This window comes from Gammaproteobacteria bacterium (genome assembly GCA_027296625.1).
In the GTDB taxonomy this organism is placed as follows: domain Bacteria; phylum Pseudomonadota; class Gammaproteobacteria; order JAKEHO01; family JAKEHO01; genus JAKEHO01.
In genome coordinates this window covers 23,573-39,860 of sequence record JAPUIX010000012.1, presented here as the reverse complement: position 1 = coordinate 39,860, position 16,288 = coordinate 23,573, and the positions used below count along the sequence as shown (strand labels likewise).

Sequence of the window (16,288 nt, the reverse complement as noted above, 5' to 3'; positions counted from 1 at the left end):
ATCCGGGGTTTGAGGAGCCCCAACGCCATCCGCTTGGAGTGGAAGACGCAGGGCATCTTTAACAATGGATCGGTGGTGGCGGGCAATCGCCACCAGATCTTCGAAGGCCCGATCCCGGCACCCCTGATGACGGATATCTTCGACTTTACCATGTATATTGATTCCCGCGATTTAGTGGTGCCGCTCAGTTTTGACCCGATTTATGAGATCGACGTCGATTAAATTGAAAACAGAAATCGTGTGTCAGGTCCGCATCGCAGCGCTGGTGCTGCTGGTGGCCGCGTCCATGGTCCCAGAGGCCCTGTTTGCAGGCGAGTTTGCCGCCATCATCTCGCCGCCGCGTTTTGAGTTGCAGGGCAAACCCGGTGAGAAGGTTCGGGAGGTGGTGCAGATCGGCAATGCCGGCAATGACATCGGGGAGTATGTGTTGCGGACTGCCGATTGGGACCTCAACAAGGAGGGCGGCATCATCATCCATCCCGAAGCCCTGCAGCCCGGCAGCTGCCGTCCCTGGGTGCGCATCGAACGACGCCGTCTAAAGCTTCCCCCGGGGGGGCGTAAAAACTACCGCTTTGAGGTCCATATTCCACCGGATGCCCCGGCCGGCGAGTGCCGCTTTGCAATCCTGGTGGCCCCGCCACCGGAGGCCGACATCTTCGCCGAGATGGGGGATATTCGCTTTCCCATCGCAGGCCAGATCGCAATAGTCGTCTATGTGGGCGTGGGCGATGCCAAGCCGAATCTTCAGTTTCAGGAAGTCCGCCTCCAAGAGGTGGACGGGCGCCCGGTACCGGTGGCCGTCTTTCACAACGCTGGCAATGCCCATGGACGCCCGGCAGGGCTACTGGAAGCCGAAGATGCCAACGGTCAATTGCTGGACCTGGTGGTCTCGCCATCCCCCATCCTGCCCGGGGCGACCCGGGCCATACCGCTCTGGCCGGCGGACATTGAAGACAGTGATAAGGCGGTTGCGTTCAAGATGCCCATGAAGCTCAAGGGACCCATCGAATGGGACGGGGGCAGCATCAATATTGATGCCGTGCTGGAATAGGGGGGAGAAGGGCCTACTGGTCGAGCCTCACCAGCGGGAAATCGATCTCGGTGGCATCGCGGACCAGGACCTGGAAGCGTCTCGGTGTTTCCTCCACGAGCCCCCAGGGGAGCGGTACGTCTTCGAGCGCAATAAACACCTGATGCTCGCCAGCGGCCACCGGCCAGATCTCGTAGCGGCCATCGGGGTCCGTCTGGCCTGCGAAACGCCCGTCCAGATAAACGGTCAGCCCTGGGATGCCCGGCTCGCTCGGCTGCCACCGCCCGTCACGATTCTCATCCATAAAGACCCGGCCCACCAGGCGGCCCTTGCCATGCTCGCCGGTTTGGCGCCCGTACACCCGCGGCGCACCGCCACCGACCTGGGTGCGCCTCAGCGTGAAGAATATGCGCGTGTCCTCCAGGGTCAGGCGAGCCCCGGCAGGCGGTTCTGTGACGTTGCGGTCGTAGTTGATGGAGAAGTTCGCCGACCAGTTCCTGAAGAATTGCCAGAAGAGCCCGAAATTGAAGTTCAGCGCCCGGTTCTCACCTGCGGTATCGCCGTCCACCATCACGAAGTTGACGCTGCCATTGACATTGAGGTTGGCCGTGATGTCGCGGGCATAGGTGCTTTGCAGCGTCGTGCGGTCGGTGTTATCACCGTTTTCCTCCTCGCGTTCATAGGAGACGGTGGTACCGAGGCGATGGGTGCTCGGGACCGCCCAACCCTGGTCCCAGGTGATCTGGTAGTTGTCGATGTCTGGATTCTGATCATTTATTGTTTTACCGAGGACGAGCTGGAGGCGGCTCTGACCGAACCGGGACCCCTGGTCGATAAAGCCCGTCACCCGATAGGCGTCTGTTGAATCCGAGGGCAGCCCCTCGCCGGGGCGCCGAAAAGCGAGATTCACGATCCCGCCTAACTGGGTCTTGCGACGTACGCGCCAGCCGGTGCTGAGAAAGCCGGTGTAGAGTTCTTGCCCGGCCAGCGTTGGATCCGCGTCAATGTTGGTCTCGACATAGTCGATAGCGGCGCTCCAGTTACGCCGGAAGGTCCGCTTCTCACCGCGCCAGTAGAGCCCCTGGCGATCATTGACGATCTGCACGTCGGTCCACAAGAGCCCGGGGTCGAAGCGAAACAGCCCATAGCGGTGCCGCCAGCGCTTGACCCAGCTGTCGCCGTCGTACCACGCGCCCCAGTTGCCCGTGGTGTCATAGAGGCTATGCAACTGGTGACGTTGCCGGGCCTCGGCGTTGTCGTACTGGATGGCGCCAGCGACGCTTTCGTGATTGGGAATTTGTGGGTTGTCGATCAAGGACCAGCCCTGCAGCCCAAAACTCATGTTTTTCTCAAACTCATGGGTTAGGCCAAGCCCCCAGAGGGTGTCGCCCTGGTTTTCAAAGGTGGGTGTGGCGATGCCGTCGAGGCGGCCGACCTGGCCACCTGTGACGCGAAATTCCGTCTTGTCGCTGTAGAGGGCGCTGCTGCCGCCACGGATGATGGAGGAGGGCAGTTGAAACCGGAAGCTTTGGCTCATGAGCGGATTGGTGACGGCGCGGGCATCCCCAAGGAAGTTATCCATCAGCAAGCGATTCGTCAGGGCAAACTCGTCCTGTCGGAGGGTAAAGCTCGCACCGGTGCGATTCTCGCCATCCTCCCTGAGGTCATTGATGACGTATTTACCCAAGACATCCACACTGAGGTGCCCGTAGTTCACAGTTTCGCGCCGCCAGAAGGCCGCCAGGCCGTTTTCAAATTCGGGGTCAATATCGGTGATATTTTGGTGAAACAAGCGGTATTCCATGGTCAGGGACTCCCTGCCGACGCCAGGGACGGCCAGTTCCTCGGCATCCAGCGCTTCCAACTCCTCCTCAGTGAGCTCCTCGCCAATAAGCTGGTCGATGTAGGATTCTGGGCCCTCCGGGGCCGCCTCGCCAAGGTCCTCCGTTGGCTCTTCTGTCTCTTCTAGGCCGGGCTCTGAGGTCTCTGGGGGTGGCACGCGGGGGGGCGCTGGGTCGGGTGCGGGTGCTTCAGGCACTGTCGGTTCGGTTTCCCCCGCAGGCGTTGGCTGCGCGTCGGGTTCCGGTTCGGGGGGCGCGGCATGTAATGGGGTAGCACTGAAGCTTGCGATCACGACGAGAAGGCCGGCGAGCTTGGTCCAAAAGGGGGCTTTGGCCCCTTGTCGGTAGGCTGTCACCATCAGATTTTGTTGTGAGCCCCATGGGGCGGTTGCTTAACAGGGACGTAGCCCCGCCCAAAACTTCATGTTCTGTCGTTAGAGAGTATTCTAGCTTATTGTATTGCTGGAGTTTGAGACTCCCTTCACATCACAGACGTTGGTGGCGGTAACGGCCGACTGGATAGCTGAAGGGGGGCAGCCTGGTTTGGTTTCTTTGGGTGATGTGTACGGCTTTAGATGAGCGCCGTTGGATAGGATTGTGATTTAACATAATATACATTATGCGAAGTAGCCAAGGTGATGCCCCCTCAACAAGTGCCCATTGCCGATGCCCATATACCCCTTCGGCCTTTTAGCTGTTCTTATGGGTCGACTCGAAGCCGCCTAAAATACCCCCTTTCCCATGATTTCCGTGACTGCACTGCAGATTTCAGGTTGCATAGACCGACCCCGCGCCCTCCGTGTCCGGTTCGGGGATGACGGACTTATTTAGCATGAGCCGTGTTCGTACTTTAGCGGCGATTTTCGCCCACGGCACATGCGAAATCCAGGGCGGCGATTTCCGCCGTGCGCTGGCTGCTGAAGATGGGGTTCCCTGCTAGAATGCCGACCGGTCCTCGGATGACGTCGTGAATCATGGCCTCTGTGAAGCTTGAGATTGAGTTCCCGCAACCCGATGACGTCATCTATCTCAATCACGCGGGTGTTTCGCCTTGGCCGCGGCGTGCCGCCCGTGCCATCGAGGAATTTGCCCGGGAGAACATTACTCGTGGCGCACTGAACTATTCCGCCTGGATCGCGCAGGAGACGGGGCTGCGCGAGCAGCTGGCGGCGCTGATTAACGCCCCGTCGGCCGACGATATTGCGCTTTTAAAAAATACCTCGGAAGCCCTGTCGTTTGTCGCCAGTGGCCTCAACTGGCAACGTGGGCAGAATATCGTCTCCAGCGACCAGGAATTTTCCTCAAATCGCATCGTTTGGCAGGCGCTGGCGCCCTTGGGCGTCGAATTTCGCGAAGTCGCCATCGAAGGAGTTAAGGAACCTGAACAAGCGCTCATCGCCGCTTGTGACGAGAACACGCACCTACTGACAATCAGCTCAGTGCAGTACGGCTCGGGGATACAGCTTAATCTCAGCGAGCTAGGCAATTTCTGCAGCGACAACAATATCTTATTTTGTGTCGATGCGATTCAGAGCTTGGGCGCCGTGCGCTTTGATGTGCAGGCTGTTAAAGCTGATTTCGTCATGGCCGATGGGCATAAATGGATGATGGGACCGGAGGGCTTGGCGCTCTTTTATTGCCGGAGCGCATTGCGCGAGCGGCTGAACCTTAACGAATATGGTTGGCATATGACCGAAGATTATCTTGATTACGACCGGCGGGACTGGCGAGTGGCGCCTACGGCGCGTCGTTTCGAATGCGGCAGCCCCAATATGCTGGGCGTCCACGCCTTATCCGCCAGTCTCACCCTTTTCCAGGAGATTGGCATGGAGCAGATTGAGAGAAATGTTCTTAAGAATTCATCATATCTTATTGATGTTATTGGTTCTAAAAGTCAGTTTACCTTGCGAACCCCGAAGGCGCCGGGGCGCTATGCGGGCATCGTCGCTTTTCGCCCAGAAACGGTGGACCTAAAAACGGTTCATCGGAAGCTCACACAATCCGGCGTTATCTGCGCGCTGCGCCAAGGCGCGATCCGCTTTTCCCCGCATTTCTACACGCCAAGAGCCAAGCTCGACCGGGCCCTTGAGTGTCTCCTTGCCCTGTAGGGTCCCCCCGGGATCAGGGCAGCGCGCCTTTGAAGAGCGCAAAGAAGTTCTGGGTCGTGGCCTCGGCGAGCTCAGCAAACCGCATATTCCGGAGCTGAGCAAGGGACTCAGCCACGTGCCGCGCATACGCCGGTTGGTTCTGTTGGCCACGGTGCGGAACGGGGGCCAAATACGGCGCATCCGTTTCAACGAGCAAGCGCTCAAGCGGTATCCCGGCGGCAACTTCCTGCAGCGCCGTGGCGTTCTTAAAGGTAACGATGCCGGAGAAGGAGATATAGAAATTCATCGCCATGGCCCGCTGGGCGGTATCGTTGTCCCCCGTGAAGCAGTGCATCACGCCACCGACCTTCTCGGCGCCCTCCTCTTCCAGGATGCACAGCAGGTCTTGTGCGGCTTCCCGCATATGTATAATCAATGGCTTACGAGCTTTTTTTGCGGCGGCAATGTGGATCCGTAACCGATCCCGTTGCCAATCCAGCTCGCCTGTGCTGCGATAGTAATCAAGCCCTGTCTCGCCAATGGCAATGACGCGTGCGTCGGACGCGTGTTGGGCGAGTTCGTCGGCGGTGGGCTCTTCTCCTGCCTCGGCGTTTGGATGGACACCTACGGATGCGAAAACGTTGTCATACGTGTGCGCCAGACGCAGCACGTCAGGGAAACTGGCGAGATCAACCGAGACGCATAGGAAGTGGCCAACACCGAACTCACGTGCACTGGAGAGCACAGCATCTAGGCTGCCGCCAAGGTCATGTAAGTCTAGGAGAGGAAGGTGGCAGTGCGAGTCGACTAACAAGCCCGCCATTACATCGTGTGGGTGTTTCTATCGGACTTCAGGGCACCGGCTAGCTGGGTTTCGATCTTATTGCGCGTTGCACCCTTATCCAGCTCACTGAACTGGACACCAATGCCCGCACTCTTGTTGCCCTGGGCGCCGACAGGGGTAATCCACACCACACGACCGGCAACGGGTAGCTTTTCCTTGCTGTCCATCAGCGTCAACAAGAGGAAGACCTCATCCCCGATCTTGTATTTCTTCGCCGTAGGGATAAACAGGCCGCCATTCTTAATAAACGGCATATACGCTGCATACAAAGCACTCTTATCGCGAATAGTGAGCGATAAAATACCTTGACGTGGATCTCGGCCAGCAGTTGCGGTCACAAGATGCTCCTCTCGTTGGTGTCTCTATACTCCGCCCACTGAATGGTAACGTCTTCTAGCAGACTTTGAGCATTTACGTTGGAATAGCCGCTTAGTAGCACGTGATGCTGCGATAGCCGCTCGTAGCAATCCAATACCTGAGTTAAGTCTAGCGGTTTTATCAATACTTTCAAGCGGTTCCGAGCGCTTCTGTTAGTAAGGGTTGGCGGATCCGCTGTCAGTTTCAGGCGCGCCATGTCGACTGTGAGCCTCATTAAGCACCCAATCACTTCAGCTGGCCCAACGCTGAGCCATTTTTGTGCGATCGTCACCGGATCCGACCGCTTTAGCGATAGGGCTTCTAAGTCGTCGAGAAGCGCCTGTGGCAGGGTGTAGGCCCCTTCTTCCAGCATTCTCAGGGCCCCGAGTGGCCCATTGCCTGCCAGCGAAAGCAGGTCCTCCGGTTCGTGCGGCGCCTTCATCCGGCTCGCAAGCCATGCGATCACTTCAGATCGTGGCGAAGCAATGAGGTCAACCCGTTGACATCGGCTTCGGACGGTAACCGGAAGAAATGATGGCCGGTGGCTAAGCAGTAACATGCGCGACTGAGGCGGTGGTTCTTCCAAGGTCTTCAGCAAACTGTTGGCGGCATTTCGATTCATCGCATCCGCTGGATCGATAATGCCTATTTTGTCGCGTTCGTATTGGCTTTTTAGACTGACGAACTCGATCAATTCCCGGATCTGATCGATCTTGATTGGTTTGCCCTCCGCTTCTGGCATCGCGATAAAGAGATCGGGATGGTAGCCCGCTTCAATCAGCCGACACGCCTTACAAGCATGACACGCCAATCCATTCGCAAGCGGCTCACGGCACAACAAGCCTGCGGCCAGTTGTCTTGAAAATTGACCGAGCCCGATGCCCCTCGGACCAGTGAGCAACAATGCGTGAGGAAATCGGCCTGCGCGGCGGGCTTCCAGAAGAGTCTCCCACGCGCCTTTATGCCAAGGCAAGATCTCAGTCATGTCAGCACACTGTCAACAAGTGATCGAATTTTGGCCTGTACCTCAGACAGCGGCAACGTAGCATCAATGATTCGGATCCGTTCAGCGTCAGTCTTCGCAAGAGATATGTAGCAGTCACGGACTGCTTCGAAAAATTCTGCTCTCTCGCGCTCAAAGCGATCTGCACTGCCGCGCGCGCTAATGCGCTTGATTCCAATTTCTACCGGCACATCTAACAGGAGGGTCAGATCAGGTTTTAGATCGCCTTGTACCCAGGATTCCAAAACTGATATGCGTTCTGTGGGAATACTCCTTCCATGGCCCTGGTATGCATAACTCGCATCCGTAAAGCGGTCACATACAACGACCTTACCCGCGCACAATGCAGGTTTGATCGCCTTATCTAAATGCTCGGCACGAGCAGCGAACATCAATAGTAACTCTGTATCCGCTGTGATATTCAGTTGGTGGCTGTCCAATAATAAAGTTCGTATGGTCTCACCAACCTGCGTGCCACCCGGTTCTCTTGTTAACAGAACTTGCCTGCCGGATTGCTCAATGTGCTCACTGAGCAATCTTGCGTTAGTACTCTTCCCTGCCCCTTCTATACCTTCAAGTGTAATAAAATAACCCATTTTCTGGGGGTCGCTGTCTTTAATATATTATTCGCGCGTTATAGACATACTATTTAATTGATATTTTTTCACTGCTTGCTTGTGCTCAGCGAGTGATCCTGAAAAATGGTGGGTGCCGTCACCTTTCGAGACGAAATAGAGGGCGTCACCCGCCGCAGGATGTAGGGCTGCATGGATAGAATCCGCGCCCGGCATTGCAATGGGGGTCGGCGTAAGACCTCGGTTGCGATAAGTATTATAGGGGCTGTCAATGTCCAGGTGTGTTCGCTTGATGTTACCTTCGAATTGATCTCCAAGGGCGTAGATCACGGTTGGATCTGTTTGCAGCTTCATGCCGCGCTGCAGTCGCCGCACAAAAACGCCACTGATTTTAGAACGTTCCTCGGCTACACCCGTCTCCTTTTCTATGATTGATGCCATAATTAATGCTGCATAAGGCGAATTATACGGCAGATCGAAATCCCGTCGTGTCCATTCTTCGGCGAGGACTTCATCCATCGTCTTTTGCGCCCACAGCAGAAAATCGATGTCTGTGGTGCCCAAGGGGAAAAAATAGGTATCGGGGAAAAATCGCCCTTCCGGGTGAACGCCAGGTTGGCCCAGTTTGGTCATGACCGCTTCGTGATCATAGTCCGTTAGATGATGAATCAAATATTCATCGTTTTTGACAGCCGCCAGGACCTCTGAGAAAGTCCATCCCTCAATGAGTCTTAAAGCATATTGAAGCACCTTCCCTTTAACGAAGTCATCTAGCATCTGTAATGGTGTTGAAGCCGGGCTAAATTCATATTCGCCTACTTTGATTTCCCCTTCGTTGCCCTGTAAGCGTCCCACCAAAATCATGTAATTGGGATGTTTAAGTACGCCAAGATCAGCCAGCTCATATGCCACGGCTCGGAGGGTCATGCCGGGCTTAATGGCGTATCTCAGGGAAGAATGATCTAATGCAATCGGGGTGTTCATTGCACGCTGAACGTCTGTCCAAAGCCAAACTCCGAAAAAGCCTGCCAATAAAAGGGAAATGGCTAAGATTGTGATTGCAACATGGCGCGTTTCAGCCAATTGCTAAAACCCTTTCTTCGTGAAGGTGCTCGATCATCCGGTTTGCCAGACTACCAAAAGGATATTCGTGTTGGTCGAGTTGCCTTACTACCCATATGCCAACTACACTGTTACATAAAAATACCTCTTCCGCGCTCATTAGATCCCCTAGACGTAAATTCGTTACTTTTAATGCTATTCCAAGTTTGGGCGCAGCATCTATCACAAGGCTCCGCATCACGCCAGCGATACCGCAGAACATTAAGTCAGGCGTGACGAGTTCCTCATTTGATACCATAAAAAGATTGGTCATCGTGCCTTCAATGACATAATCCTCAGTGTCCAGCATTAATCCTTCTGCTACAGAGGGATCGTCCCACTCACTACGGGCAAGCACTTGCTCCAATCGATTCAGGTGCTTGATGCCAGCAAGATCCTTGTTACGGCCTAAGCGCGTATCGCACAAACGGACCGTAATGCCGTGGGTGTAATACGCCTGTGGATAATTCGGCCAGGGGTACTCCGCAATGATGCGGGTGGGTTCGGCGTCGATGGGCGCACGATAGCCGCGAGCGCCGCTTCCCCGCGTAAGAATGATCTTTAAGACACCGTGTTTAACTGCGGCACACACTTGCTGTGCCTCGTCAACAAGCAATCGTTCACCGGGAAATGGAATGCGCAACCGCTCGCAGGCGTGATGAAGACGGTTAATATGTCGTTCCCAACACAGGGGCTTCCCATCGACCACCGGCATCGTCTCAAATAGACCATCACCGTAATGTAGACCTCGCTCATGAACGGCAATATATTCGCAAGGTGTTCCGTTTATGAGGACCAAACCAATCTCCTTGTCCTTTTGAGAACGCGGAATAGGCAGATAGTTATGTTGACAATACAGCGGCGCTTTTCAAAGACGCTTCAAAGAGATTATCAGACAACGTTGCAGCGGCCTTGGGTGACGGGAAGATAGCAATGCCCTGCTGATGACACTCACTGCAATGCTCAAGTCAAACGTTTAAAGACAAGCGTACTGTTTGTTCCCCCAAAGCCGAAAGAGTTCGAGAGTACAACGTCGATCTTCATCTTGCGAGCTTCATTTGGGACGTAGTCCAAGTCGCAGTCAGGATCCGGTGTAAATAGATTAGTCGTTGGCGGTGCGACCTGATCCTGAATTGATAGCAGCGAAAAGATAGCTTCGACGCCACCCGCTGCGCCTAACAGATGCCCGATCATGGACTTCGTTGAACTTACAGCAAGACAATAAGCGTGATCGCCAAACACTGTCTTGACAGCTTCGGTCTCTACCCTGTCGCCAAGAGGCGTCGACGTGCCGTGCGCATTAATATAATCGACTTGCTCGGGGTTGATTTCAGCATCGCGGAGTGCATTTTCTATACAGCGAACCGCCCCTTCTCCGCCTTCCGGTGGCGCCGTAACGTGATAGGCATCGCTGCTCATTCCATAGCCGATTAGCTCCCCGTAGATCTGCGCCCCACGCGTTTTTGCATGCTCATACTCCTCTAATACAATGACACCCGCACCATCGCTCAGAACAAAGCCGTCGCGGTCTTTGTCCCACGGCCGACTGGCAGTTTCGGGTTCATCATTGCGCTGTGATAGCGCTCGTGCGGCAGCGAACCCACCTAACCCAGTTGGCGACGTAGCCATCTCTGCTCCGCCAGCAATCATAACGTCTGCGTCGCCATATTTGATCATACGCGCCGCATCACCGATGTTGTGTGTACCGGTCGAGCAGGCACTAACGATGGCATAAGTCGGCCCTTTGAGGCCGAACTTGATAGATAAATTTCCTGAGATCATATTGATGATGCTGCTTGGAATATAGAATGGTGACATTTTTTTTGGACCGCTTTGCAAATACGTATTGTGTCCGTTCTCGATACTTGGCAAACCACCAATACCTGAACCAATAGCAACACCAATACGTTCAGCGTTTTTTTCAGTTATTTCCAGAGCGGCATCTTCAATTGCTTGTATGCCAGCCGCCATCCCATAATGGATGAACAGGTCCATTTTTCTGGCATCCTTGGGGGAAAGATATTGAGTTACGTCGAAATCCTTAATAGAACCGCCAAATCGGACCGTAAACTCCGAAGTATCAAAATGTGTAATTGGAGCGATACCGCTTCGGCCGGCTAATAGATTGTTCCAAGTGGACTCAACCGTATTACCCACTGGGGTTATCAAGCCAAGGCCGGTTACCATTACACGTCTTTTACTCATGTCAAAATACTCGATTTACACAAAACAAAAGGCCGCGCCTCATACACAGTGAACGCGGCCCCCTGGTGGATTTGTAAGTCGTTACTCCAAATTTGCAGAGATATAATCGATTGCTTGCTCCACTGTTGTAATCTTCTCGGCCTCTTCATCCGGAATTTCTGTTTTAAATTCTTCTTCCAATGCCATCACCAATTCGACTGTGTCAAGGGAATCTGCTCCTAAATCGTCTACGAATGATGCCTCCGTCGTCACCTCTTCCTCCTTAACGCCTAACTGTTCGACAACGATCTTCTTGACACGTTCTTGCACGCTAGACATAACGGCTAAATCCTCCCTCAATGATGCGCAGGCAAAACTGCGAGGTCTAAGTTTAGTGAAAACACGTTAACTTGCAAGCGACACAAAGTGGACCTTGGTTAATGTTTTACAATCATATTGTTAAATAATACATTTAATGAAAAATGTTACATAGCTAACCCATGTACATACCGCCGTTAATGTTCACCACCTCACCCGTAATGTAGGCCGCGGCGGGGGACGCCAAAAAGGCCACGGTCGCAGCAACCTCACTTGTCTGTCCAAGACGGTTCAAAGGGATCTGCTCAAGTATTGCACTGCGCTGGCTGTCCGAGAGGTTACGCGTCATATCCGTATCGATAAATCCTGGTGCAACGGCATTGACGGTGATGCCCCGCGAGGCGACTTCTCTCGCCAGCGCCCGGGTTAAACCGATAATCCCCGCTTTTGCAGCGGCATAATTTACCTGCCCAGCATTGCCTGATAGCCCTACCACCGACGTCATATTGATGATCCGCCCATTACGTGCCTTCATCATGGTGCGCAAATAGGCCTTACAAAGCCGGTAAACCGAGGTTAAATTGGTATTAATGACCGACGTCCACTCTTCTTCGCTCATACGTACAAGAACATTATCACGTGTGATGCCAGCGTTGTTCACAAGGATCGTAGGCGTGTGTTCTTCGGCAGCGAGCGTCTGCGTAACGGAAGCGACTGACTGGGGATCAGCCACGTCTAACACAAGGGCCTTGCCCGCAATTCCATGATCATTGAGGGTGATTTCAATACTACGCAGTCCCTTTGCTGACGTTGCCGTACCGATGACGAACGCACCTTGGCGTCCAAGTTCAAGTGCAACCGCTTGACCAATTCCACGGCTTGATCCTGTGACCAGGGCAATCTGATCCTTCAGTGTCACCGTGACGCCCTACGATGCCGATGCATGTGTTAATGCCTCAGCGAGGCTTGCAGGATTGGATAACGGTAGGCTGTGGAGATGTCGATCTATGCGCTTATTAAGTCCAGTCAATACCTTGCCAGGGCCGCACTCGATAATCCGGTCGACGCCACTATGCACCATCTTTTGAATCGTTCCTACCCAACACACTGGATGGTAAAGCTGTTTCACCAACGCCTGTGTGATGGCTTCAGGCTCATTGCGAATTGAAGTATCCACATTATGAATCACGGGGATTGATGGACTTTCAAGGGGTATGTTGCGGAGCCGCTCCGCAAGGAGATCTGCGGCAGGAATCATCAGTTCACAATGGGATGGGACGCTCACTGCGAGCATCACAGCACGCTTGGCGCCACTTGCGCGCGCCGTTTGCAAAGCACGTTGAACCGCCTGTACATGGCCTGCTATTACAACCTGCCCGGGCGAATTAAAGTTCGCGGCAGAAACGACCTCTCCTTGTGCGGCCTGCTGACATACATCAATAACCTGTGCGTCATCGAGCCCTAATATAGCCGCCATGGCGCCAGTCCCGTTTGGGACGGCATTTTGCATGTAGGCGCCCCGATCAGCAACCAGGATCAAGGCATCCTCGAATGGCAGGGCATTAGCGCACACCAAGGCAGTGTATTCACCCAGACTGTGCCCCGCCACCCTGGCTGGGAGCTGCCCGCCTCTCTTTAACCAGATGCGCCATACGGCTACCCCGGCGGCTAACATGGCCGGCTGCGTGTTTTCGGTACGATTTAGTTCGTCCGCCGGCCCGTCAATCACTAGGTGCCAAAGGTCATATCCAAGCACCTCAGAGGCCTCGGTAAATGTCTCTTTTATCTGTGGATGATCGCTACCAAGCTCATCTAACATACCGACGGATTGTGAGCCCTGCCCGGGAAAGACAATGCCAAGTGCCATACTGGATTGATCGATGGTCTAATATCGAAGAAGGGTTGAACCCCAGGTAAACCCGCCTCCGAATGCCTCAAGCAAGAGGATCTCCCCACGTTTGATGCGGCCGTCTTGTACAGCAGTGTCCAAGGCCAGGGGTACAGACGCAGCCGATGTGTTGGCGTGTTGATCGATCGTTACCACCACACGGTCCATGGGTATATTAAGCTTTTTAGCCGTAGCGCTGATAATGCGTATGTTCGCCTGATGTGGCACTAACCAATCTAAGTCCTCTTTTTTCATATCATTTGCCGTAAGTGTCTCATCTACGATTCGGCTGAGTGTATTCACGGCAACCTTGAACACCTCATTGCCCTGCATCTTGATATAGGCAGTACCATTTTGGACGCGATCGTATCCCTTAGAAATGCCTGAGGGCACAATTAAAAGTTCCTGATATTTTCCATCAGCATGCAAATGAGACGAAATGATACCTGGTTCGTCGCTGGCCTCCAGCACCACCGCACCAGCGCCATCCCCGAATAAGACACAGGTACTCCGATCGGTCCAATCGACAATGCGAGATAGGGTCTCGGCGCCAACCACCAGGGCCCGTTTTGCGGCACCGGTCTTAATGAACTTATCAGCAATGTCAAGCGCATATATAAAACCGGTGCATACCGCCTGGATATCAAAAGCTGCACAACCATGGATATTAAGACGCTGCTGCAAAAGGCAAGCCGTACTTGGAAAAACCATGTCGGGTGTCGTTGTACCAACCACGATGAGATCTACGTCATTCGCCGTGATGCTGGCAGCTTCGATGGCGCGGCGTGCGGCATGTTCGGCAAGATCACACGTGGTTTCATCCTCAGCTGCAATGTGGCGCTTACGCACACCGGTTCGCATTGAAATCCACTTGTCAGAGGTATCCACCATCTTTTCGAGTTCGGCATTAGTCAATATGCGTTCTGGCAGATAGCTGCCTATGCCACAGATACGGGAGTAATTCAAACTGCCTGCCTTTCTATCAGTAGCGACTTGAGCAGTGAACTAATTCGGTTGGGTACATTTTTTTGAACCTCAATTATCGCTTCTTGAATTGCATGGGCAAAAGAAACTTTATCGGCTCTGCCGTGACTCTTTATAACTATCCCACGCAAACCAAGTAGACTCGCCCCGTTATAGCGGCGCGGGTCAGTTTTTCGGCGTAGTGACTTTATCACCGGCCTTGAAAATAGGGCGACAAGTCGGCCATAGATCGATTTTTCAAATTCTTCTTTAGCATAATGAGCGATCATCTCTGCTACACCTTCGCTGGCTTTTATTGCAACATTTCCTACAAAACCATCGCATACGATGACATCCACTATACCTTTAAAGATATCCGTACCTTCAACGAATCCGACATAGTTCAGATCACTCTCCATTAACAACGCCGCTGTTTCCTTTACTCGTTCATTACCTTTCATGTCTTCTTCTCCGACATTTAGCAAGGCAACCTGCGGATCGGGGCTATTGTCTACTGCGCTTGTCAGAACGGCACCCATGACGGCAAACTGAAACAACTGTTCTGAGGTTGAATCGACATTTGCACCAAGATCAAGTAGGTGGGTGTGCCCATTAATCGCTGGCATCATCGTACAAAACGCCGGCCTATCAATCCCGGGTAACGTTTTCAACACGAATCGAGCCGTTGCCATGAGTGCTCCAGTGTTCCCGGCACTGACACAGGCATGTGCAACTCCATCGTGTACGAGGTTGATTGCGACCCTCATTGAAGAATCTTTTTTGTTCCTCAGCGCCTGAGCAGGCAGATCATTCATTTGCACACGTTGAGATGCGTGATGAATTATAAGTCGCTCCTCTTCATTCGCATGGTTATCGCGCAAGGTTTGTCGCAAGATGTCTTGGTGGCCGACAAGAATTAGCTGCAAATCGCTGTGCTTTTTCAGCATATGCAATGCGGCCGGAATTACCGCGGCGGGGCCGTGATCGCCACCCATTGCATCTAGGGCGATGGAAGGTTTCAATGTTTGCCTCTATACCAGGCTAACAACATATAAAATTGGCTGTTGTCGTGCATGGGCTTTCTATGAACCTGCAAAGATAAGCTTAGGATCTCAGAGATGTTGGAGGAGCGCATTTTACGAATTCGCGCCCCCAAAAAACGGAGAATAGAACGCTTTGGGTCCTACCAACAAATGACAACCATTGTCGAAAGCTGCAGTCAACTGATACCAGGATGGCAGAGCGAAGAACATGCCTGCACATAAAGGAAAGGCTTGAAAGCCAGGAATAATGTTGACTCATATAGTCTGTGATGCAAAATCGATTCGTACTTGCGGCGTCGGAAATTTTATTCTTTTTCACCCGGGGTAGCGATCACTTTGCGGCCGCGATAATAGCCATCGGGACTAATATGGTGACGCAGATGGATTTCACCTGTTTTTGGCTCGATACTGATAGTTGGTGGTGTCAAAGCATCGTGGGCGCGACGCATGTCACGTTTAGACGGCGTCTTGCGCTTTTTTTGTACGGCCATTGGTCTCTGGTCTCCTTTTAATCGGTACGATGACTGTGCTTCAATACTGACAATGCATCAAATGGGCGAGAATAAGGGGGAGCCTGCTCATGCTCGAAGGCACTACCGGCTAGACATACATCCTGAGAATGTATTGGTGAAATGGGTAAGGCCAATATCAGTTCGTCTTCAATGATCTCCGCTAACGACATTGCCTTTTCTGTGACGATGAGCGGCTCATAGTACGCCGGTAACTGTGCAGCCGCTTCAGCACTCGAAACAAGCCCCAATCTGATATCACCTTCGACCGACAGTTGCATGGGTTGTAAGCAACGCTGACATACAACTTGTACAGAAGCCATCAGCTGGCCCGTCAAACAAGAATACCCCTCGGAGTCCTTACCAAACTCCAATGCGATCTCGACCTCGCCTTCAGCTTTATAGAGGCTTGGCCTGAGACGTGCCATCCGATGAAGGCCAAGACGCCCGCAAAGGGTGCTCCCAACCTCCGCAAGATGCAACGGGTCAATTGTTACCGGCAGGCAGTGCAGCATTGTCAGGCCATATTATAGTGCACGCGGCAA

Annotated in this window: 18 protein-coding genes; 3 read left to right on the top strand and 15 right to left on the bottom strand. The window is 53.4% G+C overall.

All coding sequences use genetic code 11. From position 1 onward, the window contains the following. Positions 1-222, top strand: a 222-nt coding sequence (locus O6944_00515; GenBank protein MCZ6717636.1) for a hypothetical protein, incomplete at its 5' end; no start/stop codon positions are given. Position 223: 1 nt separating this feature from the next. Further along, the gene (locus O6944_00510; GenBank protein ID MCZ6717635.1) at positions 224-1,051 is read left to right on the top strand and encodes a hypothetical protein; all 828 of its coding nucleotides are present in this window, start codon (positions 224-226) and stop codon (positions 1,049-1,051) included. Between the two features lie 13 nt (positions 1,052-1,064). Here O6944_00510 and O6944_00505 read toward each other — a convergent pair whose 3' ends face one another. Beyond that, on the bottom strand, positions 1,065-2,894 hold the full coding sequence (locus tag O6944_00505) for a hypothetical protein (protein ID MCZ6717634.1): 1,830 nt from the start codon (positions 2,892-2,894) through the stop codon (positions 1,065-1,067). Positions 2,895-3,845: 951 nt separating this feature from the next. Here O6944_00505 and O6944_00500 point away from each other — a divergent pair. Beyond that, positions 3,846-4,979, top strand: a complete 1,134-nt coding sequence (locus tag O6944_00500) for an aminotransferase class V-fold PLP-dependent enzyme (GenBank protein ID MCZ6717633.1) — start codon at positions 3,846-3,848, stop codon at positions 4,977-4,979. 13 nt (positions 4,980-4,992) lie between these two features. Here O6944_00500 and O6944_00495 read toward each other — a convergent pair whose 3' ends face one another. From O6944_00495 to O6944_00430, 14 genes are all read right to left on the bottom strand, one after another. Beyond that, a complete protein-coding gene (locus tag O6944_00495; GenBank protein MCZ6717632.1) occupies positions 4,993-5,772 on the bottom strand; it encodes a TatD family hydrolase in 780 nt (259 codons plus the stop codon). A gap of 8 nt (positions 5,773-5,780) precedes the next feature. After that, complete coding sequence (locus O6944_00490) at positions 5,781-6,140, bottom strand: PilZ domain-containing protein (GenBank protein MCZ6717631.1); 360 nt, start codon at positions 6,138-6,140, stop codon at positions 5,781-5,783. Next, on the bottom strand, positions 6,137-7,144 hold the full coding sequence (locus O6944_00485) for a DNA polymerase III subunit delta' (protein MCZ6717630.1): 1,008 nt from the start codon (positions 7,142-7,144) through the stop codon (positions 6,137-6,139). The genes O6944_00490 and O6944_00485 overlap by 4 nt, the downstream gene beginning before the upstream one ends. Next, complete coding sequence (gene tmk, locus O6944_00480) at positions 7,141-7,758, bottom strand: dTMP kinase (protein MCZ6717629.1); 618 nt, start codon at positions 7,756-7,758, stop codon at positions 7,141-7,143. Before tmk ends, O6944_00485 begins: the two co-directional genes overlap by 4 nt. Positions 7,759-7,785: 27 nt before the next feature. Further along, complete coding sequence (mltG, locus tag O6944_00475; GenBank protein MCZ6717628.1) at positions 7,786-8,820, bottom strand: endolytic transglycosylase MltG; 1,035 nt, start codon at positions 8,818-8,820, stop codon at positions 7,786-7,788. Further along, positions 8,813-9,637: an aminodeoxychorismate lyase gene (pabC, locus tag O6944_00470; GenBank protein ID MCZ6717627.1), complete on the bottom strand. Its 825-nt coding sequence runs from the start codon at positions 9,635-9,637 to the stop codon at positions 8,813-8,815. Before pabC ends, mltG begins: the two co-directional genes overlap by 8 nt. A gap of 164 nt (positions 9,638-9,801) precedes the next feature. Beyond that, the gene (fabF, locus tag O6944_00465; protein ID MCZ6717626.1) at positions 9,802-11,043 is read right to left on the bottom strand and encodes a beta-ketoacyl-ACP synthase II; all 1,242 of its coding nucleotides are present in this window, start codon (positions 11,041-11,043) and stop codon (positions 9,802-9,804) included. An 81-nt stretch (positions 11,044-11,124) separates the two neighbouring features. Continuing rightward, positions 11,125-11,361, bottom strand: a complete 237-nt coding sequence (acpP, locus tag O6944_00460) for an acyl carrier protein (GenBank protein ID MCZ6717625.1) — start codon at positions 11,359-11,361, stop codon at positions 11,125-11,127. Between the two features lie 154 nt (positions 11,362-11,515). Then, on the bottom strand, positions 11,516-12,259 hold the full coding sequence (gene fabG / locus O6944_00455) for a 3-oxoacyl-ACP reductase FabG (GenBank protein MCZ6717624.1): 744 nt from the start codon (positions 12,257-12,259) through the stop codon (positions 11,516-11,518). Between the two features lie 9 nt (positions 12,260-12,268). Further along, a complete protein-coding gene (gene fabD, locus O6944_00450) occupies positions 12,269-13,207 on the bottom strand; it encodes an ACP S-malonyltransferase (protein MCZ6717623.1) in 939 nt (312 codons plus the stop codon). An 18-nt stretch (positions 13,208-13,225) separates the two neighbouring features. Then, positions 13,226-14,194 carry a ketoacyl-ACP synthase III gene (locus O6944_00445; protein MCZ6717622.1) on the bottom strand — a complete coding sequence of 323 codons (969 nt, stop codon included), beginning with the start codon at positions 14,192-14,194 and terminating at the stop codon, positions 13,226-13,228. Continuing rightward, entirely contained in the window at positions 14,191-15,213 is a 1,023-nt protein-coding gene (plsX, locus tag O6944_00440; protein ID MCZ6717621.1) for a phosphate acyltransferase PlsX, read from the bottom strand. Before plsX ends, O6944_00445 begins: the two co-directional genes overlap by 4 nt. 326 nt (positions 15,214-15,539) lie before the next feature. Continuing rightward, positions 15,540-15,725, bottom strand: coding sequence for a 50S ribosomal protein L32 (gene rpmF / locus O6944_00435; protein ID MCZ6717620.1), 186 nt, complete (start codon positions 15,723-15,725; stop codon positions 15,540-15,542). A 17-nt stretch (positions 15,726-15,742) separates the two neighbouring features. Further along, complete coding sequence (locus O6944_00430; GenBank protein MCZ6717619.1) at positions 15,743-16,258, bottom strand: YceD family protein; 516 nt, start codon at positions 16,256-16,258, stop codon at positions 15,743-15,745. Positions 16,259-16,288 lie beyond the last annotated feature (30 nt).

What these genes read in the sequence shown, in the direction of transcription:
- O6944_00500 (MCZ6717633.1), top strand. Translation starts at nt 3,846, where the DNA reads ATGGCCTCTGTGAAGCTTGAGATTGAGTTCCCGCAACCCGATGACGTC.
- O6944_00485 (MCZ6717630.1), bottom strand. Translation starts at nt 7,144, where the DNA reads ATGACTGAGATCTTGCCTTGGCATAAAGGCGCGTGGGAGACTCTTCTG.
- tmk (MCZ6717629.1), bottom strand. Translation starts at nt 7,758, where the DNA reads ATGGGTTATTTTATTACACTTGAAGGTATAGAAGGGGCAGGGAAGAGT.
- fabF (MCZ6717626.1), bottom strand. Translation starts at nt 11,043, where the DNA reads ATGAGTAAAAGACGTGTAATGGTAACCGGCCTTGGCTTGATAACCCCA.
- acpP (MCZ6717625.1), bottom strand. Translation starts at nt 11,361, where the DNA reads ATGTCTAGCGTGCAAGAACGTGTCAAGAAGATCGTTGTCGAACAGTTA.
- fabD (MCZ6717623.1), bottom strand. Translation starts at nt 13,207, where the DNA reads ATGGCACTTGGCATTGTCTTTCCCGGGCAGGGCTCACAATCCGTCGGT.
- rpmF (MCZ6717620.1), bottom strand. Translation starts at nt 15,725, where the DNA reads ATGGCCGTACAAAAAAAGCGCAAGACGCCGTCTAAACGTGACATGCGT.
- O6944_00430 (MCZ6717619.1), bottom strand. Translation starts at nt 16,258, where the DNA reads ATGCTGCACTGCCTGCCGGTAACAATTGACCCGTTGCATCTTGCGGAG.